Consider the following 25,664-nt stretch of genomic DNA (forward strand, 5'->3'; position numbering starts at 1 on the left):
CATGCGTAACCCGTCTCACCTGTCGCCGCATCAGCCGTCGCCCTCCAGCGCAGCTGGCGGCGCCGAAGCGTTGCTGCAAGGTGAGTTGCCCCAGCATAGCGATGCGGCGCCCGAGCCGCCCCCGCGCAGCATCATCAAGCTCGATACGCGCTCCATGGTGTGGGCCTATGACGAGATCGCGTCCGATGTTGAAGCGCTCAGCCCGTTCATGGCGCTCGCGCTGTTGTTCGGGTTGTCCGTTCTTGTGCCGATGACGGTGCTTGGGTTCTTTGAAAAAAACCAGCCGCTGTCCGGGCAGATCGTCACGGGCGTGATATCGGCCGTACTGATTCCGGCGTGCCTTGTCGGCATCGTGTACCTGCTCAAGATCAGCCTGTTCAGCCGATACGCAAATCTGCATTTCAACCGCAGGACGCGCAGCATCTACACACAGGAAGGCAAGGCGGCCGTCCGGCTCGACTGGAACCATGTGCGCCCATTTGCGTCAGCCGTGCCCGGCCCGTTGACCATGGGTGCAACCCCGGCCTGGGCGTTGGTGCTAGTGGAATTCAGTACCGGGCCATCCCCCCGGCCGATACAACGTATGCGTGTGCAGGGCATCCTCCCCAGCCGGGATGCATGCCAGCGCCTATGGGAACTCATTCGCCGCTACATGGACGAGGCGCCCGAGGCGCTCCCCGAACTTGAGGTCGTGCCCGGCGGACGCACGTGGCAGAACGCCTTGCTGGACTTCGGACCGATGCGGGAAATCAGCCCCACCGACTCGTCAGAAGACATTGCGGCGGGCGTCATCGGCCGCCTGCGCAAGCGTAACTGGTGGCCGGCCATCGGACCATTCCGCATCTTCTGGTGGATCATCTTCTGGCCCGGACCGCTGTCGACCATTCTGTACGAACGATTCCGTCGCGAAGCACAGTTACCCACAGCGTGGATAGCCGATGAAGCGCCCACCGCCGATGAAGCCAATCCATACCGCATCCGCAGCAAGGCGCCTCACGAGCGCGCGGGACGCCGCAAAGCGACCTGGATCATCGGCATCGTATGCACCGTGTGCATCGCGCTGGGCGCGAGCGCTTGGGCATTCGCATTCCACATTGCCTTCCAGTCGTTTCTGATCGACATCTGGGGCGAACTCTTTCGCAAACTCTAAGAACACACCCGACACAACACCATGGACGCGCTTTCCAACCCACCCTCCCGCCAACCCCTGCGCCGGTACAGCGCCGTTGTCGCCCTGCTGCTCATCACCGGCGGTCTGTGCCTCGCGCTGGGCCAGTCCAAAGACATCGGCTGGCTGGCCGCGCTGAACTGGCATCTCGGTTATGACGCTGCGGGCACTGCGTTGCTGTGGCTGGGCGGGTTGTTGATGCTGCCGCAACTCGCTTACTCGCTATGGGTGACGCGCGGGCCGGGAGTGCGCGGCGGGATGTATCGGCAGGTTGGTGTTGCGCTTGCTGCCGCAGTGGCGCTGCTGGTGCTGGCCATCGCGCCGGACAACGTGAGCATTGAGCACGTTCACCTGAGAGACGCTGCAACCAACACGAGCGACGAACCGGAGCCGGTTGGCACCACGCAAGAGACTACGTACGCGTTCCACGGATTCCGGGCCCTGCCCGGCCCCCGCATCGAGCGGAATGCGGCTTCCGCACCGGTTGAGTCCGTTGAGGGCAGGCCGAGCCGCGTTGTCTGGCGCGGCGATCACACCGCCCTGCTGGGCACGCTGGACACATTTGAAGCCTACGCCCCGGACGATGCCCAAGCGCAGGGCTATGAATGCCTGGTACGGACGCAGCGCTACTTCGGCCCGTTTTCGGTACTGCGTCTGTCCAACGTGCGGGACACGGCAGAGGCGGCCGCCCGGCCGGAATGCAACCCGCTCGGGCGCGCCCAGTAGCGCCATCCCAGCCGCGGTGGGTGCAGCCGCTGGCCGTGGCCTTCTTGTTGCGGGCGCACGCGGTCGCCCGCAACAGGCTCACACGTCGATCGCCGAGGTGGAGTTCACCTTGCGGCGCAGCTCGTACTTCTGGATCTTGCCTGTCGACGTCTTGGGCAGCGGCCCGAAGAACACCGCTTTGGGCACCTTGAAGCCGGCCAGCAATGTCTTGCAATGCGCGATCAGGTCTTCTGCGGTGGCGGTGGCTCCGTCTTTGAGTTCAACGAAGGCGCACGGTGTTTCGCCCCACTTGGCGTCGGGCTGGGCGACCACGGCGGCAGCCAGCACGGCGGGGTGGCGGTACAGCGCGTCTTCCACCTCGACGCTTGAGATGTTCTCGCCGCCGGAGATGATGATGTCCTTGCTGCGGTCCTTGATCTTGATGTAGCCGTCGGGCATGCAGACGCCCAGGTCGCCGGTGTGGAACCAGCCGCCGGCAAAGGCCTCGCGCGTGGCCTTCTCGTTCTTGAGGTAGCCCTTCATGCAGATGTTGCCGCGGAACATGATCTCGCCAATGGTCTCGCCATCGGCCGGCACGGGCTGCATGGTTTCCGGGTTGAGTACCGCCACCTGCGATTGCAGGTGGTACCGCACGCCCTGGCGCGCCTTCATCGTGGCGCGGTCGTGCTCGGGCAGCGTGCGCCATTCGTCCTGCTCGGCACAGACGGCGGCGGGGCCGTACACCTCGGTCAGGCCGTAGACGTGCGTCAGCTCGAAGCCCATGGCTTCCATCTGCGCCAGCACTGCCGCCGGCGGCGGTGCGCCCGCCACCATGCCGCGCACCGGCCCGCGCAGGCCTTCACGCCACGACGGCGGTGCGTTCACCAGCGCGGTGTGCACGATGGGCGCTGCGCAGTAGTGCGTCACGCCCTCGTCGCGCATGAGGTCGAACACCAGCTTCGGCTCGAACTTGCGCAGGCAGACGTTCACGCCCGCGCGCGCCGCGATCGTCCACGGAAAGCACCAGCCATTGCAGTGGAACATCGGCAGCGTCCAGAGATAGACCGGATGCTTGGGCAGATCCCACTCCAGGATGTTCGATACCGCGTTGATGGTGGCGCCACGATGGTGATAGACCACGCCCTTCGGGTCACCCGTGGTACCCGAGGTGTAGTTGAGCGCGATCGCATCCCACTCATCGGCCGGCATCTGCCAGGCGTAGTGTGGGTCGCCCGAGGCGAGGAAGGATTCGTAATCGGTGTCGCCAAACGGCTCGGCCTGCGGGCCCAGGGCATCGTTCACGGCAATCACTTTCAGGCCGGGAATCTCCAGCGCCATCTGACGGGCCACGTCGGCAAACTCGGTGTCGGCCAACAGTACGCGGGCTTCGCCATGGCGCAGCATGAAGACGAGGTTGGCGGCGTCCAGGCGAATGTTGAGCGCGTTGAGCACGCCGCCGGCCATCGGCACCCCGAAATGTGCCTCCACCATGGCCGGTGTGTTCGGCAAGAGCGCCGCCACCGTGTCGCCACGGCCCACACCGGCCAGCGCCAGCGCACTGGCCAGGCGGCGCGCGCGCACATAGGTGTCGCGCCAGTTCTGGCGCACGGCGCCGTGCACGATCGCCAGACGGTCACCATAGACGTCTGCCGCGCGGGCAAGAAATTCGATCGGGGTGAGCGGGACGAAGTTGGCCGCGTTGCGGGCCAGACCGCTATCAAAATCCGTGGGCATTGCTGTGTCTCCGTGCGCCGGGCGCTGTTGCTTTTTGTTGGGCAACGCTATCATCTGCCAGCTCCCGCACTCTGTCACTTGGATGACAAACCGCCCGGAAACCCGCGCCACACCAAGGCTGACGGGTTTCTTACAAAGCGACGGCAGAGCCCCACGCGCCCCCGCCACCCTTTGACCGAGTGCCCACGCCTGCCATGAACGCAACCCGCGCCCCCACGCCCGCCACACAACTGGAAGGCCATGCGTGGTTCACCGCGCTGGCGCCTGAACACCAGGCCCTGGCCGCGCGAGAAACCGTGCTGCAGGCATTCGAGCCCGGCGCCTTCATTGCCCGGCGCGGTGAGCCGTCTCGCTACTGGATCGGCGTCGACACCGGCCTCATCAAGCTGGCGGTGTACACCTCCGACGGGCGCGGCTGCACGTTCTCGGGCGTGCCCGCGGGCGGCTGGTGCGGCGAGGGCAGCGTCATCAAGCGCGAAGACCGCCGCTATGACGTGATCGCCATCCGCGCCTCGCAAGTGCTGCTGGTGCCGGAACCCGTGTTCAACACGCTGCTCGCCCAGAGCCTGCCCTTTGCCAGCTTTGTCGTGCGCCAGCTCAACGAGCGTATGGGCCAGTTCATTGCCACCGTGCAGAACGACCGGCTGCTGAGCGCCGATGCGCGCGTGGCGCAAGCGATTGCGCAGTTGTTCCACCCCGCGCTGTACCCGCGCACGAGCACCGTGCTGGAACTGTCGCAGGAAGAGATCGGGCTGCTGACGGGACTGTCGCGCCAGCGCGTCAACCGCGCGCTGCAGCGTCTGGCCGAAGGCGGCATGATTGCGCTGTCATACCAGACCATCCGCGTGACCGACCTTGAGCGGCTGCGGCTCTTCGGCTTGTCGGAGCTGTAAGCGCCGCCGGACTCTGTCACCCGGGCGACATTGCCCCTGTTGCGCGCAGTCTTAGAATCCTGCGACAGTCGCGCTTCACCCGCCGCCTTATCGGTCAGCCATGCCACTCATCAGCCGTGCCCATGTCCGTCTCTCGCGCCTGCGCTTTCCGTTTGCGGTGCGCGTGCAGGCCGACCGGGGCAGCGCGTGCCTGCGCGATGCCAATGGGCGGCGCGAAGTGCGCCCGGGTGACCCCTTTGTGGTGCCTGCCTTCGCGCATTTCGGCTGCGAGATACCGGGCACTGTGTGGCAGCCATGCGCCATCAGCTTCAAGGCCGTGCCCGACGCAGGCTGCCCCCGCATGGCCGCCATCCAGCATGACAAGCCCTGGGCACGCGCACTGGCCACGCTGGTGTTCGAACACCCCGCGCAGGCATGGAAAGCGGACTTGCTCAGCGAGTGCTGGCAGGCCTGCCCGCGTCAGGTGCGTGCGCGTCTGTTTGCTGAAGGTGAAGCGCTGCATGCCCTGGTGCGCGAGCAACGCGCCGCGTGGGCGCTGTACCAGCTGGCGCTGATGTGCGGCAATGCCGAGCCCGAAGGTGAAGCCGAAGCGCTGCATGCGGTGGCCCGGCGGGCCGGCCTGCGCAACGTACGCACCTTGAACGAAACATGCGCAAGCCTGTTCGGAGTGGAGCTGGGCGCCCTGCTGGCGCGCAACGCAGATTCGGCCTGCGGTGCGGTTCACGGTAGTGCCGCCCCGTTGGAGCGGTGGGCGCAGCCGCTGGCGATGGCCGTTTAAGCGCTGCGCCGCAACCGCGGCATCAATCCAGGATCACCCCGCTTCGCACGCCCGCACGTGGCGGCAGGCTGGGCTCGCCAAGCATGTCGCGCACGGCGTCTTCAATCGTGTTGGAGAGCGCATTGAGCGCGAGGTCGTTGTCTTCCGTGCCAAACGGGTCTTCGAGCTGCGAGGCAATGGCCTCGTGCGCCATGAAGGTGTACGCCACGAACACTGCAAACACGGGCGTGAAGCTGCCGATGCTTTCCACCAGCCCGAACGGCAGTGCCGCGCAGAAGAAGTACACCGTGCGGTGGATCATGACGGAGTACGCAAACGGCAGCGGCGTGCCGGCAATGCGCTCGCACCCGCCGATGCTGTTGGACAGTTCGTTCAGGTTGCGATCGAACGCCAGGGCGGCATACCCATCGAGTGCGCCGGCTTGCGCGCGACGCTGCACCCATTCACTCAACCACTGCACGATGACGATGGGCCGGTAGCGCGAGGCCATCACGCGTTCGAGCAACGGCGCAGGCAGGCGCGCGGCGAGGTCTTCGCGCGCATCGGTGTGGCGCAACTGATGGCGCAGCGCGTGCGGCAGCGCACCCAGCACCTGCGCGAACTCGCGCACGTCGGCATCGGCCACGGCACCGTTCATGCCATTCGGGCCGTCGCCACGCGGCAACGTCAGTGCCTGACGCGTGAGTGAGCGCGCCGTGTTGAGCAACTGGCCCCAGAGCTTGCGCGCCTCCCAATAGCGGTCGTAGCTCGCGTTGTTGCGAAAGCCCAGGAACACCGCCAGCGCAATGCCGACGAGCGAGAACGGCGTCGTGCTCAGGTTGACCGAGATGGGCAGCAGGTGCGCATGCACCGCAATGGCCACCAAGGACACGAAGAAGATCAGGAACAGGCGCGGCAGAAGCTGCGGCAGCACCGAACCGCGCCATGCCAGAAGCATGCGGAACCAGTGCAGATGGGGGCGGACAACCATGGGGAGGGTGAGGCGGGAGCTGGAGTGGCTGCGATTATCGCAGAGCACCCCGGGCGTCTGACACCCGTGTGGGGTGCATTTACGCTACGTGCGGCTCGGCGCCGAGTTGCGCGGCGCAATGCCGGGAGGCGCGCGCCAGCATCACGGCGGATGCATTGCCTGCACGCAGGACATGCCCTGCGGCGGCAGGCAGTATTTTATGGTTCGATTATTTTCAAATACCGATCAACCAAGATTTTAAAAACCCAGCGCATCGAACATACAAAACGCAAATCGGCGCAAAACGAACGCTCTCGTTTTACGCCAACCTATGCGGAACCCCCTTTTCAGGATTCCGCACGATCAAGCCTGCAGAAAATCAGTTGGTGGCGGTGTAGCCGCCCTTTGTCCAGCTGTTGCCGTCCCAGCACCACTCGGTGGTATTGCTGCCGCTGGTTGCATACACGCGGATATGGATAGCGCTGCCGACCAGCCAGCTGGTGACGGAGACGTTATCGCCGGGCTCGTTGAAAGCGCCCGTGTACCACCCCTTCCCGTCATAGCAACGCTCGGTGATCTTGCCACCATTGGCCGTGTACACACGGATCGACGGCACTGTCCCCCACGACGTGGCAGCGGTCTGAACGTTCGACATGTTTTATCTCCAGAATGTGATTTCAATATCAACGCAGCAAATGCGGTGCGATTTTCACGGCATTCACTACGGCCCAAATTCAGGGCTTCGGTAGCATAAGCAAATAAAATTCCTGCCGCTGCTGAGATATATGAAGCACAGATGGAGAGAAAACTTACTGAACAGATTACCGATTTGGCGCCCCTAACCATTATGTTGAGCGCACCAACAAAATAGTCAGAAGGCACCAGGCGGGGTGATTAGAAACTGCCTAATCCTAAATGGCTGCAAGAAATGGCATAGGGCCGCCTACTGCACCGCCCCAATGAACGCTGCCAGCTCCGCCGTCTTGGGGTTGGCAAACACCTCCTTGGCCGGCCCGCTTTCATGGATCAGTCCCTGATGCATGAACACGAGCTGATCGCCCACGTCACGCGCAAAGCGCATCTCGTGCGTGACCATGATGAGCGTCATGCCTTCGGCCGCCAGTTGCTTCACCACGGCCAGCACCTCGTTCACCAGTTCAGGGTCCAGCGCGGAGGTGATCTCGTCGCACAGCAGCACCTTGGGCTGCATGGCCAGCGCCCGCGCAATGGCCACGCGCTGCTGCTGGCCGCCGCTGAGCTGGTCTGGGTACGCATCGAACTTATCGGCCAGCCCCACCTTGACCAGCATCTGCCGGGCGAGGTCGTTGGCATCGGCTTTCTTCATGCCCTTGACCACCACGGGCGACAGCGCCACGTTTTCGCCCGCCGTCAGGTGCGGAAACAGGTTGAACTGCTGAAACACCATGCCCACGTTCAGGCGCAGCGCGCGCAGTTGCGCGGGCGTGGCCTGCGAGCCCTTGAGCACCGCGTTGTCGACAACGATCTGGCCGTCGTCGATGGCCTCCAGCCCGTTGATGGACCGCAGCAGCGTGCTCTTGCCCGAGCCGCTGCGCCCGATGATGGCGACCACCTGGCCGCTTTCAACGCGCAGGTCGACGCCCTTGAGAACGTGGTTGTTGCCGTAATGCTTGTGTACGGCGCAGAGATCAACGAGCGGCATAGAGCTTCTTTTCCAGATGAGAGGCACAGAGAGACAGCGGCCAGCACAGCGCGAAGTACGCAACGGCCACCAGCCCGTAGATAAGGAACGGCTGGAAGGTGGCATTGGCCAGCACCGAACCCAGCTTGGACAAGTCTTCAAACCCGATGATGGAGGCCACCGCCGTGCCCTTGACGATCTGCACGGAGAACCCCACGGTGGGCGCAATCGACAGGCGCACCGCCTGCGGCAGCACCACGTGACGCATCTGCTGGAAGTAGCCCATCGCCAGGCTGGAAGACGCCTCCCATTGGCCGCGCGGGATGGCCTCCACACAGCCGCGCCACACCTCGGCCAGATAGGCACTGGTGTACAGCGTCAGGCCGATGGCGGCGGCAGTCCAGGGCGACATGTCGAACCCCGCCATGGACGCACCAAAGAACACGATGAACATCTGCATGAGCAGCGGCGTGTTCTGGAAGAGCTGGATGTAAGCCTTGCTCACGCGCCGCAGCGTGGCGTTGCGGCCCACGCGGGCAAACAGCACCACCAGGCCAGCCGTGCCGCCCAGCGCAAAGGCCATGAGCGACAGCATGAGCGTAGCGAGCAGCCCTTCCCCCAGCTTGAGGAGAATGGGCAACAGAGGGATGTCGGAGATCATGCTGCACTTCCGGTGGTGGTCGCTGCGTTGGTGGTGGCAAGCGGTGCTGCCGATGCTGCAGGCGCGCGACGCCCCACGACAAAGCGCTGCCCGATCCAGGCCAGCAACTGACGCAGCAACAGCGCCAGCGCAAAGTACAGCGCCGTCACCACCAGGTAGGTTTCAAACGCGCGGAAGTTGCGCGACTGGATGAAGTTGGCGGCAAAGGTCAGATCCTGTGCGGCAATCTGCGAGACGACCGACGTGCCCAGCATCACGATCACGATCTGGCTGCTCAGCGCCGGCCACACCTTCTGCAGCGCCGGGCGCAGCACCACATGCCGGAAGATGGCCCAGCGGCTCATTGCCAGCGCATTGGCCGCTTCCAACTGGCCGCGCGGCGTTTCTTGAATGCCGGCACGCACGATCTCTGTGATGTACGCGCCCAGGTTGACCACCGCCGTGAGCAACGCCGCCTGCCATTCGTTGATCTGCACACCCAGCGAGGGCAAGCCGAAGAACACGAACATCAACTGCACCAGGAACGGCGTGTTGCGGATGCCCTCCACATACACCTTGAACAGCGCATTAAACGGGGCGATGCGCCAGGCGCGGCACACACCCCCGGCAATGCCGATGGCGCCACCGAGCACCGCGCCCGCCGCCGTGAGCGCGAGCGTAAAGGCCGCGCCCTGCGCGAGTTGGCCGCTGTAACTGAAGACAGCGCCAAAGTCGAATTGATAAGCCATGGATGTCATCCGTGGCCCGGCACACCTAAGCGCGCGCCGGGCCTGTGTTGCGAAGGCGTGCGCGGTTCTTACATCTTGGCCGGCAGCGGCATCTTGATCCAGCGCTGCGACAGATCGTTCAGGCGGCCGTCCGTTTTTAGCTTGGTGATGATGGCGTTCACCTTGTCCAGCAGTGCGGGCTCGCCCTTGGCCACACCCACGTAGCAAGGCGTGTCTTCCACGGGGAACTTCACATCGAGCTGGCGCAGCTTCGTGCGCTCGTTCACCGCGTTGGCAACGATGTTGCCGAGCGTGACCAACTGCACCTGACCGATCAGGTAGCTCTGCGCGGTGGCGTTGTTGTCTTCATAGCGCTTGATGGTGGCCGAGGCCGGAGCCAGGGCCGAGAGGGCCAGGTCTTCCGTCGAGCCGCGCGTGACGCCAATCGTCTTGCCAGCCAAGTCAGCGGGCGCCTTGATCGACGCCTCCTTCGGGCCGTACACGCTCTTGGGGAACGGTGCATACGCCTGCGAGAAGTCGATCACCTTGGCGCGCTCGGCGTTCTTACCCAGGCTGGAGATGACGACATCCACCTTGCCCGTGGTCAGGAACGGAATGCGGTTGGTGCTGGTGACGGGTACCAGCTCTGCCTTGACGCCGAGTTCCTTGGCGATGAGGCCGGCCATGTCGATGTCATAGCCCTGCAGCTTCAAGTCCGGACCGAGCGAGCCGAACGGCGGGAAGTCATTCGGAATCGCCACGCGGATCACGCCGGCTTTCTGGATGTTGGCCAGCGTATCGGCATGGGCCGGGCGGCCCGGCAACAACGCGACAAGCGCGCTGGCCGCCATGACGGCGTGGAAGAAGGTGCGTCGCGAGGTGTGACGCGACAGGTGCAGAGCAAGGGTGCGGATCATTCAAAAAACTCCTTCAGGAAATTCAGGAAATCGAGGCGAGGCGAAAGGAAACCGGTTCGTGCTGCATAGGTTCGGGCGTGGCAGGCGGCGCGCTCAAATCAATGCCGCTGCGGCGCGCGGCCGACAACAAATGCGCGCGCATGGCCTCTGCGCTGGCGACGGCATCACCCGCGGCAACGGCCTGCACGATGGCGTCGTGCTCGTGCGCGGGGTGGTCGTCTGCGCCGTTGCGGGCAAAGGGCAGGCGCAGGCTGTGGCCAATGGCGTGCTCCAACTGCCCCGCCATCGCCATCAAGCCTGGGTTGCCGGACAACTGCGCGAGCAGCACGTGGAAGTGCAAGTCCGCCTCTGCCGCGCTCAGCAAATCGTTGCGCTCTAGCGCATGGGCCAACTGCTGCTGCAGCCATTGCAGGTGGCGCAGACCGGCGGCATGCATGCGCGCGGCGGCCAGCGCTGTCCAGCCGGGCTCCAGCACCAGACGCAGCTCAATCAACTGACGCGGCGACAACGTGCCCAGCGCCGGCGTGGCAAACGGCCGATGCATGCGCTCGGCACTGGCCCGCTCTGCGCCAAACTTCTGGCCGCGCACCACCACGCCACGGCTGGGGAGGATGTCGACCAGGCCCAGCGTCTCAAGCACCGTCAGCGCCTCGCGCAACGACGCGCGGCTCACGCCCAGCGTTTCCGCCAGCTCACGCTGCGGCGGCAGGCGGCTGCCACTGGGGTAATCGCCGCTCAGGATGCGTTGCTGGAGTGCTTGCGCGACGGAGGAAGGAATGCTGTGCATGGGCCGAAATTGGAGAAAGACACGGTCGTGGTCTGACCGGTCGCCCACGGCTTATGCGAGTTTTGTGCCATGCAGCATCCAGCGGCATTCTTGGCTGTGCTGCGGGTGGTTGGTTGCCTGGGCTGTGCGCTTGGGCGAGGCGTGCGCTGCTGGATGGAAGGGCAGCGGCGCTTGGACTTGGTGCGTGGTCGCACCGATTTAGGACATGCAGTTGCTTGGCGGAACGTGCCCCTGCTTGCCATGCACCAGCGGTAGCGCAGCGGTGCTATATTGCTTCACCAGAAACGTGACCGCGATAGGCGAGATAGACAACTTAGGCGCATGGCGACGACTCCGACCTTCTATCCCTATAGCCCGCAACCGCATCGGGGCATCGCGCAGTCAGCGCCCGTCGCGCTGGATGTCATCAAACTGGTAATCGACGCAGAAGAAGCGCAAGCGTGGTTCTCTGAAACGCACGCATGCAAACGGCTGCGGGAGTTGTTTCCGGCTGCCATCGCGTTTTTGATTGAAGACGACTACCTGGGCCAGAAGCACAAAGCGTCGATCGAGCAGGAGCTGGCACCGGCAACGGTAACTTGGGTGCCCGGGTACCGGATAGATGGGCGTCATGGCCGTTAGCTGATTCCCACGCGACGGAGGATGCCGGGCGCCCGCCCGATTCGTTGCGGCTATGGCTCTCGTGCAGTGGGCAAGCGCAACTCATTGATGACGCCGGCTCCTAAAACTCCACGCCGACCTGCGCCATTACTGCTGGCTGTTGACTGCGGAAGCCCGCCGGTTTGTACAGCGGCCAACCAAACGACACGTCGTAGTTGAAGGCCATGTAGGGCCCGGACGGCACGCGTCCGCGCACACCAACAACGGCACCCACCAACTTGTCGCCCAGCAGGAATTCCGCGCTAGGGCCGTGCACTTTACCCATGTCGACGCCGGCATAGACGGCTTGGCCGGCCACGCGCCACGCCAGCTCGTTGCGCCAGAACCACCCATCCTCCGCCGCCAACGTTAGTTGGCCGTCGAGGCCGCGCACGGTGTAGCGGTTACCGATGGTGAAGTAGTCGCTGGGCAGCACACGCGTGCGAGCGTGCTGGATAGACCAGTTGCTGGTGTACTCGAACACCTGGCTCGCCAGCTTGAACGGCCAATACAAGCTCGCGTTGGCCGTCTCAACTTGTGAGCGACCACCGTAGCCAGGGTCACCAACGACTACGCCCGGCACGTTGGAGTGGTCGGGCAATGTTTCTCGCCACGCAACGCCGCCATCGAGCACCACCGGGCCAAGATAGTGACGGTGCGACATCGAGGCCTCATAGCCAACAACGTCGCGACGCTGGACGGCAATCTCCGTGTCTTCCAGATAGTTGCGGTTGATTTTGCGGAAGAGCTTGAACTGCGCGCCGGTACGCGATGTCGCGTCGCGATGCAGCACGCCACTGATACCGGCATTCACCTCGGAACTATTGCCGCTGTAGACAATGGGCTCCTCAAAACCTGCCACCGTTTGGTTGTAGCGCGAGCGATTGGCACCGACGAATAGCGTGGCGTAGCCCACAGGCACGCTCCAGTTGATGGAGTAGGAGCGCGTGCCAGCGGCGGTCGAGCCTCGGTCCGTATTAGACGATGCGGAAATCGACAGCTGGTCGTAGAGGTGCAGCGGCGAGTCGATGACCAGCGAGCCGCTCATCTGGTACTTGCCGGTTGACTTCAGGCCCGTGTTGTCCGCTGACAGCGACGCGTGCCAGCGCTTGTCCGTACCCGGCTTGAGCACGATGTCCGATTCCCCAACGCGTTCGCCGGGAACGATGTCAAAGCTCGTCTGCGACTGACCTGGCAGGCGACGAATGCTCTCCAGCGCCTGGTCCAAGTCGCGCTGGTTCAGCAAGTCTCCCGGGCCGGCGAGCAACACCATCCGTGCCCAGCCGATGTTGTCGTCAGAGGCATTGCGGATGGCACCAATGCGCCCTGCCAACACTTTGAGTTGCAACGTACCGCTAGCCAAGTTCTGCTTCGGGATAAGCACCCGCGAGGTGACGTAGCCCCTCTCAATCAGAGCGTTGTTTGCCTGCAGCTCGATAGCCTCCAGTCCCTGCTTGCCAACACACTGGCCATTGACGGGCTTGAGCAGGTCCGGCAACCACGAGAAGACGTTGTCCTCCAGCGTGATGCCCTGGATTTGGAAGCATGGCGTTTCCTTCGGCAGCGCGGACAGGGAAATAGCCTGGGCGGACGCGGGTGGCGTGAAGACGTCTGGGCGTGCGTTGGCACGCTCACGCGCCTGCTCGGCCTGCTGCTCCTGCAGGCGTTGGACTTCCGGGCCAGGGCCGGTAAGGGGCTGAGCTGCGACCTGCGCAAGCGCAATCGAACTCAGCGAGCCGACGAACAGAGCGGCAGCGCGGGAAACAGCAGACAGCATGATGTGGACGCGTTGAGAGAGAAAATGCCTCAATGAGTGCGGCTTCGTGCGCGGCAAGGAATGGCAGCAATACCGCCCGTTGCCGCCGCACGAAGCTGTCTAGCGAGGTCGTTACTGTGCTGGCGCCACGTTCGCGGAAAGCGAACCAGCGCTGCCCAGAATCGGCGCGGGTACGGATGTCTTCACCAAGCCAACACCTGGGGCGAACCATGACGAGCCCGTTACGACGTTGTCAATGTCGAAAGGCAGGCCAACAGTACTGAAGTTGGACCGGCGCACGGTGACATTGAGCTTGCATGCCTGTGCATACGTCGTGCTGCCTACCGTGACGTCCTCGCGGCCGGCGTAAGTGATGGTCAACTCCTTCATGTACCGTGGCGAGAAGGATGACGGTAGCGGATCGGTGCCACCGGCGCGTTGCTCGAGCATCAGCAGCGTGACGGGCGTGTTCAACTGGAAGTCCGACACCGTTGGGACTGTCGAAGTCAGGCCCGAATAGGTCAGCCCCTGCGAGAAGTTGTAGGTCGCCTTGCCGCCGAGCACTGCGTTGCGCAACTGCTCCAGCGTCATCCGCGTATAGGTGTAGGCATAGCGATACGACGGGTCAGTATCGCCAGCGGACAGAAAGCTTACAGCCCCTGCCGGCAGGAACGGGGCGCCGGGCAGCATGTAAAGGGTGTGGTGCTCGTCGCTACCGGTCACTTGATCGATGCGGTTGCGCTCGTCCAGCGCAGGGTAAGACTGGCCCTCGAACGTTTGCGTACCCAGCCCGGTCAGCGTGGCGATCTCAACCTGGACCGGGATTGTCGAGGTTGCTGTCACGGTCGCGGTCTTGCCGGTAGCGGGGAGCACGAAGCAGGAGGCATCGGACGTGGTTGCAGATCCTTGCGAAGTCGCGCTATTGCCGGTGCTGCCGTCGTCTCCACCGCCGCCGCAGGCGACGGTCATTGCCGCCGCTGCTGCTGCCAACAGGTAGGTTCGGAATTTCTCTTGCATCTTCTTCAGTTCCTTCTACTAAAAATGCTTCGCACAGCATCGCGCTCGCTTCCCGGGAGCGAATGCCGATGTAAATGGATACGGGGTCGGTGGGATTTCGGCCTGTTGGCTTCTCGTTCGAAGCGGCCAGTGGCAACGAAGGACTTGCGTCAGTCGTGTGGCCGGCAACAAGCCCTCAAGACGCCGGACATTTCGGCGCACGTGCCAGTGGAACGGTCTCGTCCGTGCCCTTGTCATCAATGCGTTTTACCGAAACCCAGCACTGCCTGTTGCCGAATTGCATGAAGATGTCGTAGTTCTTGCCAGGCTCAGGCACGAACGTGACCGCAGGCGGCGTACAGTTGGAGACCGACATCGTGACGGTGATTGGCTTCGCTGCAGGGACGACGTATTCCTTGATGAAGTCCTTAAACTGCAAACCTTCCACGCGCATGTCGGGGCGCGGGCTTTGGGGCATGCCGATCGTCACGCTGCGCGAGGAATATTTCCAGGCAGCCCAGAAACCGTCGATGACGCTCACACGCTTGTCGTCCTCGACGTAGCCTTCTTTGTAGCAGCCCTCGCCCGGACGGAACGATGCGCCGGCGCCTCCGTTACTCGACAGAAAACGGACACGGGCGGAGACGGCTGGGTCGTAGGTTGGGTTCTCGACAGTGACATCATGAGTCGGCTGCGGGAGAACGGTGCAGGCGGTGGTGAGGAGTGCCGCTGCGATGTACAGAGAGTCCTTCTTGTTCATTGACTTGACTAGGAAAAAAATCGAACTGCTGTGGGTCGCACTCATCCGCAAGGCACACCTCGCCTCAATTGCCGGCTTCCTGTTTACGATCGTGACACTATTGCGTTGAGGTGCAAGAAGAGTTGGAGTCCAGAAATGTCTTGCACATGAAGCCAATCTCAAACGTCGTGACGGCGTTGTCGTAGATAACCGAGAACCGCTCGGACGAGCTCAACTGCAATCGTTAGAAAAACAATTGCGCGGAAAATAACTTCGATTGAGTGATGCCGCGCAAGCTGCGTCTCGGAAAGCGCATTCCATTTGGCGTGTGTCGCCATATAGGAAAAAATCTGGGGGAGGACGGTAACCAAAAGATAGATAACCAATACTCCACCGATACGGACAACGGCACCGCGAAGCCCTGGTACTCGAATAGCCGCATCAATTTTGCTCTCTCTCGCCTTCATAACGCTCTTCTTTTTTCGACTATTTGTTTTCGTAGCTAGGCACAAAGGAAGTCGTGCCTTGAACTATCGAGCCGCCGGTGGCACCTGCCAGACCAAGCATAGGGTTGCTAAATCCTTGCAGCACTGCTGGTACATTTGGCTGAAGAGGATTGGGGAAAACGATGGGGCGTGCTACCCGCCTAAAGCCTTGCTGGGCCAGCCGTTGCTCGGCACCCTGCTGGCTAATACCTTGTCGCTGAGCAAAGCGCCTCGCATTTTCCTTAGTCCACCCCTGTTCATCTGGATGGAGCTGTCGATCGAACCAGCTCACTTCTTCCCAAACCGCCTCAAATCAAGAACGCGAACGTCGTGCTTGATTGCAAATCCGAAAATCCCACTGACAGTCGACAAAACAAACGATACGAGTACAACAAATATTTGCAATTGATGAGTAGGGACTATGGTGAAGACGTACAAGCACGAAAGAGCAAGAAATGCCGATCCGTAGCTGAAAATTCCATACGCCTTAAGTTCAAATTTCGTCAAATTGTCCCGCTTCTGTTTTTGATCTAAAAAAATTGACATTGCACACACTCATTAGACATGGTGATTATTTCTTTATGGAGTCGTCCAGTTTTGGAACAACAACCGGCTGTAGCAATGCCCCGAACATGCCAGAGATAGTCTGCGGTACAGCCGTTGCAGGCAAGCGCGCGCCTATAACGATCGTTGCTGTGTCATATGCGACTGCCCCCAGGGTTGGGGGGCTCAATAGATAGTTCGTTGCCTTGAATGCGCCCGCCATCGCAGCTGCACCCACGTCGAAGGGAGGAGGCAACCAAGGTGATGCCAATGCCAATGCGGTCCCTCCCTTATCCGTCACGTCTGCCAGTTGCGCTCTTGTGGGAGCCGTCGTCACGACATTCGCCGGTCCGACGCCCGCCAGACATTCCGCAGTCGCACATCCACTACCGGGCAACGGATTACTTGTCGAGAACACTTGCCCACTGCCCAGTGGCTTCGTAGCCGTCGCTGGCATCGTGTCCCACGTGTAGTTCCCGCCGGTCATCGACGAAATGTAGTTCATCAAATCGGTGGAGGGCTTGGCAATCGCATTGGTATCCTGCACAAAGGTCTTGCCGTCCGACGTGTGCATGTATGCACCGTCATAGTAGCCATTCGGATTCTGGCTGATATCAACGCTCACATTCGAGCCAGCGTTTTCGCCAAGCGCCTTGTTGTTCGCGAGACGCAGCGCATCCGCGACCTGCGATTCGGTGTATTGACCGTGGCTCTGATCGGCAAGCTTCTTGGCAAGTGTCTGCTCGTTCTGGTGAATCTGCCGGTTGAAGCGATCCACGTTGTAGCCCGAGAACGCTCCAGCATTCCCGCCAACCGCTCCGCCGATTGTGGTCGCCAAAGCGTTGGACACAATGTTGCCCAACGCCTCGTCCACATTCTTGTTGCCTGTCGGGCTAGAGCCTGCAATTGCGCTCGACAACTCGTTGAGCTTGCCCGCCGCGAGTGAACTCAGCCCAGCCCCTGCACCAGCAGCGAGTGCATTGCCTCCGCCCAACCCCGCCACCGCAGCAGCGCCTGCAGCCTGCATACCGGCACGAGCGAGGCCGCCTTCCTTCCAATTGTTGATATCCGACTGTGCTGCGTTGATTGCTGCCTGATTCGCATCAGACGGGTCTTGTTGATAGGCCTTCTGGGCGGCGTCCAGACGTCCTTCAGCCTCCCGCTTCTTGCCGTCAGCGTAGTCCCCGATGCGCTGCGCCACTGCCTGGCCCGCCGCCTGTGCGGCCGACATCATGTCAGCTTGGTTATTCAGCAAGTTCTGCAGGTCCGGCGTCTTGCTGACCGTACCATTCGTACTGGTCGTATCGCGGCTCAGGCCAGCCACGTCCTGCTTTTGGTTTGCCTTATCGGTAATGGTGATGGTGCCCTGCGAGATGGCGCTGCGCGTCGTGGCACTCTCGCTGCCGCTGTCGTTCTGGCTGAGCATCGGCGCACCCCCGCCGACATTTCTGCTCTTCGTCTCTCCGGGCTTCTTGTAGTTGTCACCACCGTTGCCAAGCGAGCCGCTCAGGCTGAAACCGCTACTGCTCGCGTTGTAGTCAGAATGGTTCTGGATGTCCGAGAAGGTTAGCGTGCCCGTGGTCAACTGGTTCTTGTCAGGCGTTGCCGTGCTGGCTATGACTGCGCCCTTGAGGTCCGTATTGCCCTTGACGTTGATGTCGAACCCGCCTGCACCCGCCTGGATACCAGATTGCTCATTAACGCCGGCGTAGCTGCCACTTGCATTGCCGCTGCTGTGGCTAAAGCTTGCGCTGCCGCCGCCCATGCTCGCGCTAAAGCCACCGCTTGTGCTCTCCTGATGCGAGGTGCTGTGGCTGGTGTCCTGTGTGCTGGCGACATTCAAGTTGCCGCCAATGTCGGCCAGCACCTTGTTGGCATTGACGTTGGCACCCACGATGTTGGTGTCACCGCCACTGACGATGGTGACGGTGTCGCTCGCGTTGATGTGGGTGTTGTTCTGCGTCTGGGCATCCGAGTTCGCATCACCGTGCGCCTTCGACATCGATGCCGACACACCAAAGCCACCCGTACCGTACGAAACGCCAAAGCTCGCGCTCTTGGATTCGTTGGTGCTGCGCGTGCTGTCCGTGTCCGTGCTGTTCCGCAGGTTGACCTGATTGTTGGCCTGCAACAGCACGTTCTTGGCGTTGACGTCGGAGCCGACGATGTTGACATTGCCGCTGCCCGGCGTGCCATCACCGGTCGCCACGAACGCCGCCGTGCCGCCAGCCTTGATGTTGCTGCCGTTGTGCTGGGTGCTGTCTTCGGTCTGGGTGGTCTTGCTCGACTGCGAGCCCCAGCTCAGTTCAATCTTGGCTTCCGGGTTGGTTGCCATCGCGCCGGCCGTCGCGCCGAGGTCCGCAACCGCGCTGGCAGCGGCAATCCCATGGAGTGCCGCCGCACGCTTGTCCTGGCTGTTGCCGGCCGCTTCCGCCTGCTGCTGAACGTTCTGGATGGCATCGAGAATCGGCGACTTCACCGCGAGCGTAAAGCCTGAACTCTTGGTTTCGTGGGTCTCGTCGTGATGGCGGTCCGTGGTCGCCGCATCGATGGTCACGTTCTGCGCGATGCCGGTCACGTTCTGGCCAGCCACCACATCGGAGCCCGTGATATGCAAGTCTTTGCCAGCTTGCATGTGGACGCTGCCGTCCGTGCTACCAATCAGGCTGCCCTGCGAGCCGCGCACCGTATCGTTGGTCGTGTCGGTCGTCTGGTTAGTGCCATATGAGATGCCTGCACCGGCACTGCCCAGACCGCTCTTCTTGACGTCCTTGAAGTGGGATTCGCTGGTGGCCGTATCTGCCGTCGTGATGGTCAGGTTGTTGCCGGCGGCCAGATTCACATCACCTGTGCCGGCGATGGTGGCTGCCTTGGCCGTCAGGTCGCGGCCTGCCGCCACGGTCACCGTATCGCCTGACAGCGTCGTGCCGACAGCGTTCGTCTGCCCAGCCGAGTCGATGGTGTGCGTGGTCTTGCTGGAGAGGAAGCCCTTCTCCACCTGGTAGTGCTCATCACGTACATCCTGATGACTCTGGCCGGCATTGAGGTTCACATCACGGCCCGCTGCCACCTGGATGCCACCGGTGGCGTTCGCGTAGGCCGCTGTAGCGTTCACATCCTGGCCCGCACCGATGGCGAGATTCCCACCGGTCTGGATTTGCGTACCCGCATCGGCATACGACGAGCGGTCCGAGCGGTTCTTGTCACCCCAGACGACGTGCTCTTCATTCGACTGGCGCACCGCAGTCAGGTTGACATCGCGGTTGGCCGTGATGGTGGCGTTGCCCGCCGTGTTGACGGCAACGGCCGCCAGGTTTGCGTCACGCCCGGCCTGGATGGACAGCGCACCGGCATCGATGCTCGCCACCTGGTTGATGTTCGTACCTGTGGTGGTGATGTTCTTCGTTTGGACCGTCGTGCTGGTCAGGTTCACGTCTCGGCCGGCAGACAGCAGCACCTGGTCGCCCTGGATATGGCCACCGAGGTTGTTGATGTCTTGCGTAGACTGCGCCAGCAGCGTGCTGCCCGCCAGCGTGCCGGTGTTGACGATGTTGTCTGCGGTGACCACCGTCACGCTGCGGCTGGCGATGGTGCCGCTGTTCGTTGCGTCGCCCTTGGCGTTGAAGCTCACGTTGTTGCCCGCCATCAACGTACCGCCACCGGTGATGTCGGTGTCCTTGGCACGCAGGTAGACCTGGGGTACCAGCACCTCCTGCTTGCTTCCATCGGCAAGCGTCACGGTCTGCTTGACCATCCAGACGATGTCGCTGGTGAGCTGCGCCATCTGGGCTTCTGTCAACGCCGTGCCGACGTTCAAGCCAAACGCCTTGCCTGCAGCGGCACCGTTGGCCAGCAGCGCCTTGTACTCATCTTCGTTGCTGGTGTAGTCGCCAATAAAGCGCTGCCCCGTCGCGCGGATGATTTGCTGCTGAATGAGTTGCTGCTCGTAGAAGCCATCGCCAATGCGCTTGAGCGTGGCACCCGGGTCACTGCGGAACTGCGACAGCATCGTGTCGCTCGATGTCCACTGGCGCAAGTTGGTGAAGCGCGGGTCGGTTTCGACCAGCACGCTGCTGCCCGGGTCGCTGATGATGCGGTAGAGGGCATTGTTCGGCAGCGTCAGGTTTGGCACCACGGTGCGGATGACAACGTTGCCGGGCAGCGTCACGGACGTCGTCGCGGCACTAATGGATCCGGCAGCGGGTGTGGCAACCGACGATGTCTGGATACGGAGGATGCCGCTGTTCGGCACCGTCACCGACGCGCTGCCGGGCTGCACCGTGTCGCCGCCAATGGCCTTGTAGTCAGCAAGGGCCGCGCCGCTGCCATTACCCAGGCCGGCCTTGGTCGTCACAGCAACGGACTGAACCGTGGGCTGGCTGTTCGGGCCCGTGCCGTTGGTGGGGCTCACATCCAGTTGGTAGTTGGTCTGGATGGTTTGCCCCGCCCAGGGGCTGGTGTTGTAGGCGCGATCGCGTCCGTCGACGTACGTGTACATCGCCGTGCCGGTGGTGGTGACGGTCTGCGTACCCGTCATGCCGACGTTGTTCGGACGGGTACCGATGACGTTGCTGCCTGTCAGGTCGCCGCCCGCCACGATTTGGCTGGCCACGTTGTTCACCACGCCGGCATTCAGCGTCATGCTGCCGCCCGACGTAATCATGCCCGGGTCGCTTTGCGTGACTACGGTGCGGGTAACCTGCTGCGTGCCGTCGTAGATGGTGAAAGCATCCACCTGCCGACTACGTATGTTCGCGTTGAACGCGGTAATCGCGTTGTTCAACACCCCGTATTGCGCCACGGCGGCATCGTGCCGTTGCTGCCACGCAGCCAAATCCGCCTGATACTGCGGGTACTGGCTGGGCTGGTACGTGGTCGGGTCGGGCTGCGTGCCAATCTCTTGCGGCGGCGTGACACCGAACACGCTCCAGATGCGGTCCGTGGTCTTGTATAGGAACTCTTCCGGATAGCTGGACACCGTACAAGAGTCCTGCCAGCAGGGCTGCTCCGGCTTGTAAGCGATGCCAACCGCGCCGCCGGCGTAGTAGCTGTAGTCGAACGGCGGGCCGTAGCGCTCGAAGGGGTACTGTGCAGAGGGCAGCAGCATCACCTTGTAGTCGTCGTCTCCGAGCCACTGCCAGTTGGCGCCGGCCTGGGCTTCACCCGTGTTCTGGTGGAACAGGCGGATGGTCGACGGGTCGATTTCCTGCGTCGACCCATTCAGCCGATACGACACGACGTGCGTGCCCGGCGACGTCTGGTCGGTCGTCGCAAAGTGATTGTTCTGGTTGTTGATTTGCGCGGCTGCAATGGTCAGGTTGCCATCGGCGTTGATGGTGGCCGAGCCATTGGTCACGTTCTGAGCCGAACCAGTCGCGTGGTTGCTCGCGTCGAGCGCCCCGCCAACACGCATGTTGCCAATCGCATAGATCAGCGCATGTTCCTGGTTGTTGAGCGTCTGCACACCCAGGTCCATGTCGCCACGGCTGGCGATGACGCCCGCCACGCCACTGCCGTTGACGGTGTTCGTCAGCGTGTTGGCAGAAATCGAAACCGAATCCCCGTACAGGCGGCCCGTGTTGACGACGTTGTTCGCACGCACGACGGTCGCGCCACCATCGATGAGACCGTCGTTGGACAGCGTGCCCTGCGCAGTCAGCGTGTTCGATACGGTGCCAATCAGCTGGCCACTCTGCGTGTTGGTGATGTTGTTGGCCGACACCGCCAGGTTGCGGCCTGCGGACATCGTGCCCGAGTTGGTGACGTTGCCCGTGGTCGTAACGGACACGTCTTGCCCAGCAGCCAGCGTGCCGCTGTTGTTGTAGTCCGATTGCAGGTTCAGAGACACACTGCCTTGCGACTGCACGGTACCGTCACCGCTCATCTGGCCAGCCGTCACGCCCACGCTCTTGGTGCCGTTCAGGTTGCCCTGGGTGTTGGTCAACGCGGCGGTCGCCTTGGCTCCAACCGTCCCAGCCGACTGAATTGAGCCCTGCGTGTTGTTGATGGACGGCGCCGTGAGCTGCGTGTTCAGATCCGAGCGAATGACACCGGCCGTGTTGTCGAGCGACGTCGTGGCGGTGAGCGCTACATTTGCGCCTTCCATGCCGGTCGTGGCCGTGTTGGTGTTCTTGTTAAGCAGGTTGGCACCGGACACGGCGAGCGTGCCACCGGAGTGCATCAGGCCGGCAGAGTTGTCGACCGTCGCGCCATTTACCGTCACGTCGCTGTTGGAGGCGACCTGGCCGCCGGCGTTGGTGAGCGTGCCGGTATTGACCGTCAGCACACCGTTGGAAACCAGTTTGCCTTGGTCGTTGGTCAAGGTCTGGCTTTGCACGTCCAGCGTCGTGTTCGACGAAATCGTGCCTTGCTGGTTCGTCAGCGTATTGGCGTTGACCGACACCGCGTTGCCAATCACCGCGCCTTTGGTATTGGCCAGCGATTGGCTGTGGGTCGTCAGGGTCGTGCCGGCTTGCATCACGCCGCCATTGGCGTTGGTGATGACACCCGCTGTTGCATCGAGCGCCGCCGTGGAGGCGATAGCACCACCGGTGTTGTCCAGCGCCCCAGTGCCGGTGTTGACGGTCACGTTGCGGCCCGACACCGTGCCGGCTTGGTTACCCAAACTCGCGGCCTGAAGCTGGATGTCTTGCGTAGCGAGAAGCTTGCCGCCAGCGTTGGCGACGTTGCCTGTGCTGGTGAGCGTCAGCCCGCCTTGGCCGGAGCCGAGAATGCCACCGGCGGTGTTGCCCAGACTCGCTACCGTGGCGCGCACATCTCCAGTCGCGGCCAGCGTGCCGCCCTGGTTGGTTACCGCGCCGGCAGTCAATTGCAGCGTGTTCGCGGCGGAAACTTTGCCTGATGTGTTGTCGAGTGCACCCGTGCCCGTGTTGAGGGTGACGTTCTGACCAGAGACCGTACCAGCCTGGTTGCCCATGCTGGCCGCAGCGAGCGTAGCGTCTTGGGCCGCGAGCAGCTTGCCGCCCGCGTTGCCGATGTTGCCCGTGCTGGTCACGTTCAGGGCGCCAGCGCTGGAACCCAGTACGCCGGAGGCGTTATCCAGGCTCGCCACATTTGCAGTGACATTGCCTGCACCGGCCAGCGTGCCCAGTTGGTTCACCAAGCTGCCAGCCGTCACATTGGCCGCGCCGGAGGCGGACACCGTACCGTTGGTGTTGTCGACCGTTCCCGTGCCGGTGTTGACCGTGAGATTGCGTGCGGAGATGGTGCCGCCTTGGTTACCCACGGCTGCACCGTTGAGGGTCGCATCCTGCCCGGCAATAATCTTGCCGTTTGCGCTGGCGATGTTGCCCGCGCTGTTGATGACGAGGTTGTTGCTGCTGGAACCGAGTGCGCCGCCGGTGTTGTCCACACTCGCCACGGTGGCCGTCATGTCCCCGGCGGAAGCGAGCGTACCGCCACGGTTGACGAGGCTGCCTGCTGTCAGGTCTGCCGTGCCGGAGGCGGAGACTTGCCCATTGGTGTTGTCGACCATGCCGGCGCCTGTGTTCACCAACAGGTTGCGCGCCGAGATGGCACCACCCTGGTTACTCAAGCTGGCGGCATTGAATGTCGCGTCCTGTGCGGCAATCAGCTTGCCGTTCGTGCTCGTGATGGCACCGCTGCTGTCGACCTTCAGATTGCCTGTGCTGGAGCCAAGCACGCCCGAGGTGTTGTCCAGGCTTGCTACGGTAGCGTGCACATTGCCATTGGCGGCAAGTGTGCCGCCCTGGTTGACCAGACTGCCGGCTTGAACGTTCGCCACGCCCGATGCCGACACCGTGCCGTTGGTGTTGTCGATGGCCCCTGTTCCGGCGTTGAGCGACAGATTGCGGCCAGAGACGATGCCGGCCTGATTGCCAATCGCTGCTGCATTCAGCGTGACATCCTGCGCGGCGATGAGCTTGCCACCGTTCGCGTTGGCAATTGAACCTGCGCTGTTGACGGTCAGGTTGCCGGTATTGGAGCCTAGCGCACCGCCGGTGTTGTCCACGCTGGCGACCGTCGTGGTCACATCGCCGGTAGCGGCGAGTGTGCCGCCACGGTTGACGAGGTTGCCAGCCTGGACGTTGGCCGAGCCTGAGACGGCCATCGAACCGCCCGTGTTGTCTACAGCACCCGCACCCGTGTTGACCGCCAGATTGCGCGCCGAAACCGCGCCAGCCTGATTGCCAAGGCTCGCGCCCGCGAGCGTCACATCCTGCGCAGCGACCAACTTGCCGCCTGCGTTCGTGATGGCGCCAGTGCTGTTGACGTTCAAGGTGCTGCTGCTAGAGCCGAGCACGCCCGAGGTGTTGTCCAGGCTGGCCACGCTTGCAGTGACATTCCCCGCGGCGGCAAGCGTGCCGCCCTGGTTGACGAGGCTACCGTCACCGACTTTGCCAGATTCCACGTTTTGTTAACTTTGAACTGAAGCCTTCAACGAAGGCGGTTTCGGAATCCAATAAGCACAGGCACACGTCGATAAATCAGAACTACCATAAAAAAAACCCCATAAGTTTCTCAACTTATGAGGCTTTTTTTCTCAGGTTACGCGTCTATTGTAGGTCCACAAATTAGCTGATTGGCCCCTCCATACAAATCAAAGGCTTGCGCAATTTTTTTGCGACTGAGATTTCAAGAAATTTCCGAAAAGATGGAAATTTCCTATCGGCGTCACACAATAGATGACATGGCGCCTTTGATAGGTCCTTTAGGTCTTCATCGACTGACTCCCGGATGCGGGTGTTTGCATGGGCAGCAAGTCTTCTACGCCCGTTTAATAGCGCTCCAGCCGGTAGCGGCATACTCGCCCTGAAATCTGGAGTGAGTCATGAGACCTGCCCGTTTGTGCGCCGCGTGCGGCCGCCTATTCCTCGCACGCCCCCAAGTGCCGAAGCAACGCTTCTGCTCGGCCACCGCGTGCCAGCGGGAGCGCCGGCGGCGATGGCAGAAGCAGCATCTCCGGGCAGACACCGATTATCGGGACAACCAGGCGCGCGCTCGAGCAAGGTGGGCCCGAGGTCACCCGGGCTACTGGCGCAGCTATCGCAAATCCCATCCTGCCTATGCCGAGGGCAATCGGCTCTTGCAGCGGACAAGAAACGAGCGACGACGAGCGATTGCAAAGATGTACGCGTCAGCTCCGAAAACGCTTCTGCCTTCAGGCACTTATGTGCTCCAGCGCGCGTCCGAAGACGGGATTGCAAAGATGGACGTCTGGCGGGTCCAGATCGTAGTACTGCCGCCACCGCACGCACCATCGAGAGCTGATTGCAAAGAGATGATGTGAGGCACGGTCTACTACCTGTTGCCACGCCTTGACTTCGCTCGCCCCGGCATCCGACTAGCCTAGAAGACCGGCCGGTGGGACTATCGCGCACCCAGTTCGAGTTGGCCCGCGAGCGCGGTGCCGCCTACTGGTTGTACGTTGTTGAACATGCGACTAACCCGATGAAGGCTCGGGTGCTCAGGATTCAAGATCCCGTTGCTCAGGCCCGGACATTCACGTTCGATCGAGGCTGGAGCCAGATCGCCCAGACTGATCCACCTCACTGATCGGCATCGC

Annotated in this window: 18 protein-coding genes; 5 read left to right on the forward strand and 13 right to left on the reverse strand. The window is 62.5% G+C overall.

Annotation, left to right across the window (positions count from 1 at the left end; all coding sequences use genetic code 11):
• The first annotated feature begins 1 nt into the window (after window position 1).
• Window positions 2-1,150: a hypothetical protein gene (locus M1D44_RS13990; protein WP_024976969.1), complete on the forward strand. Its 1,149-nt coding sequence runs from the start codon at window positions 2-4 to the stop codon at window positions 1,148-1,150.
• 21 nt (window positions 1,151-1,171) lie between these two features.
• A complete protein-coding gene (locus M1D44_RS13995; RefSeq protein WP_112186255.1) occupies window positions 1,172-1,894 on the forward strand; it encodes a hypothetical protein in 723 nt (240 codons plus the stop codon).
• Between the two features lie 78 nt (window positions 1,895-1,972).
• Here the strand turns inward: M1D44_RS13995 and M1D44_RS14000 are convergent, their stop codons facing one another.
• Window positions 1,973-3,607 carry an acyl-CoA synthetase gene (locus tag M1D44_RS14000; RefSeq protein WP_024976971.1) on the reverse strand — a complete coding sequence of 545 codons (1,635 nt, stop codon included), beginning with the start codon at window positions 3,605-3,607 and terminating at the stop codon, window positions 1,973-1,975.
• A 194-nt stretch (window positions 3,608-3,801) separates the two neighbouring features.
• Here M1D44_RS14000 and M1D44_RS14005 point away from each other — a divergent pair, with 194 nt between their 5' ends.
• Together M1D44_RS14005 and M1D44_RS14010 are read left to right on the forward strand one after the other, a co-directional pair.
• Window positions 3,802-4,500, forward strand: coding sequence for a Crp/Fnr family transcriptional regulator (locus tag M1D44_RS14005; protein WP_024976972.1), 699 nt, complete (start codon window positions 3,802-3,804; stop codon window positions 4,498-4,500).
• A gap of 100 nt (window positions 4,501-4,600) precedes the next feature.
• The gene (locus M1D44_RS14010) at window positions 4,601-5,278 is read left to right on the forward strand and encodes an AraC family transcriptional regulator (protein WP_316852862.1); all 678 of its coding nucleotides are present in this window, start codon (window positions 4,601-4,603) and stop codon (window positions 5,276-5,278) included.
• 22 nt (window positions 5,279-5,300) lie between these two features.
• Here M1D44_RS14010 and M1D44_RS14015 read toward each other — a convergent pair whose 3' ends face one another.
• From M1D44_RS14015 to M1D44_RS14045, 7 genes are all read right to left on the reverse strand, one after another.
• Window positions 5,301-6,248 (reverse strand): bestrophin family protein, encoded by a 948-nt coding sequence (locus tag M1D44_RS14015; protein ID WP_024976974.1) that lies wholly within the window; start codon window positions 6,246-6,248, stop codon window positions 5,301-5,303.
• A 358-nt stretch (window positions 6,249-6,606) separates the two neighbouring features.
• Entirely contained in the window at window positions 6,607-6,882 is a 276-nt protein-coding gene (locus M1D44_RS14020; protein ID WP_024976975.1) for a fucose-binding lectin, read from the reverse strand.
• 288 nt (window positions 6,883-7,170) lie between these two features.
• Window positions 7,171-7,908, reverse strand: coding sequence for an amino acid ABC transporter ATP-binding protein (locus M1D44_RS14025; RefSeq protein WP_112186259.1), 738 nt, complete (start codon window positions 7,906-7,908; stop codon window positions 7,171-7,173).
• Window positions 7,895-8,548 (reverse strand): amino acid ABC transporter permease, encoded by a 654-nt coding sequence (locus M1D44_RS14030; RefSeq protein ID WP_037031833.1) that lies wholly within the window; start codon window positions 8,546-8,548, stop codon window positions 7,895-7,897. Before M1D44_RS14030 ends, M1D44_RS14025 begins: the two co-directional genes overlap by 14 nt.
• Window positions 8,545-9,276, reverse strand: coding sequence for an amino acid ABC transporter permease (locus M1D44_RS14035; protein WP_024976978.1), 732 nt, complete (start codon window positions 9,274-9,276; stop codon window positions 8,545-8,547). Before M1D44_RS14035 ends, M1D44_RS14030 begins: the two co-directional genes overlap by 4 nt.
• Window positions 9,277-9,344: 68 nt before the next feature.
• Window positions 9,345-10,172 carry a transporter substrate-binding domain-containing protein gene (locus tag M1D44_RS14040; RefSeq protein ID WP_316852863.1) on the reverse strand — a complete coding sequence of 276 codons (828 nt, stop codon included), beginning with the start codon at window positions 10,170-10,172 and terminating at the stop codon, window positions 9,345-9,347.
• A 22-nt stretch (window positions 10,173-10,194) separates the two neighbouring features.
• Window positions 10,195-10,959, reverse strand: a complete 765-nt coding sequence (locus M1D44_RS14045) for a FadR/GntR family transcriptional regulator (RefSeq protein ID WP_024976980.1) — start codon at window positions 10,957-10,959, stop codon at window positions 10,195-10,197.
• A 321-nt stretch (window positions 10,960-11,280) separates the two neighbouring features.
• Here M1D44_RS14045 and M1D44_RS14050 point away from each other — a divergent pair, with 321 nt between their 5' ends.
• On the forward strand, window positions 11,281-11,580 hold the full coding sequence (locus tag M1D44_RS14050; protein WP_439004576.1) for a hypothetical protein: 300 nt from the start codon (window positions 11,281-11,283) through the stop codon (window positions 11,578-11,580).
• A gap of 100 nt (window positions 11,581-11,680) precedes the next feature.
• On the opposite strand, the gene M1D44_RS14055 is transcribed toward M1D44_RS14050, so the two are convergent.
• The 5 genes from M1D44_RS14055 to M1D44_RS14075 form a co-directional block, all read right to left on the reverse strand.
• A complete protein-coding gene (locus M1D44_RS14055; RefSeq protein ID WP_439004577.1) occupies window positions 11,681-13,375 on the reverse strand; it encodes a ShlB/FhaC/HecB family hemolysin secretion/activation protein in 1,695 nt (564 codons plus the stop codon).
• 111 nt (window positions 13,376-13,486) lie between these two features.
• A complete protein-coding gene (locus tag M1D44_RS14060; protein ID WP_439004578.1) occupies window positions 13,487-14,371 on the reverse strand; it encodes a hypothetical protein in 885 nt (294 codons plus the stop codon).
• A 175-nt stretch (window positions 14,372-14,546) separates the two neighbouring features.
• Window positions 14,547-15,110, reverse strand: coding sequence for a hypothetical protein (locus M1D44_RS14065; protein WP_439004579.1), 564 nt, complete (start codon window positions 15,108-15,110; stop codon window positions 14,547-14,549).
• Window positions 15,111-15,268: 158 nt separating this feature from the next.
• A complete protein-coding gene (locus tag M1D44_RS14070) occupies window positions 15,269-15,556 on the reverse strand; it encodes a hypothetical protein (RefSeq protein ID WP_439004580.1) in 288 nt (95 codons plus the stop codon).
• Between the two features lie 589 nt (window positions 15,557-16,145).
• Window positions 16,146-24,509, reverse strand: a complete 8,364-nt coding sequence (locus tag M1D44_RS14075) for a hemagglutinin repeat-containing protein (protein ID WP_439004581.1) — start codon at window positions 24,507-24,509, stop codon at window positions 16,146-16,148.
• Window positions 24,510-25,664: the final 1,155 nt, after the last annotated feature.

The organism is Ralstonia sp. SA306 (assembly GCF_054792405.1).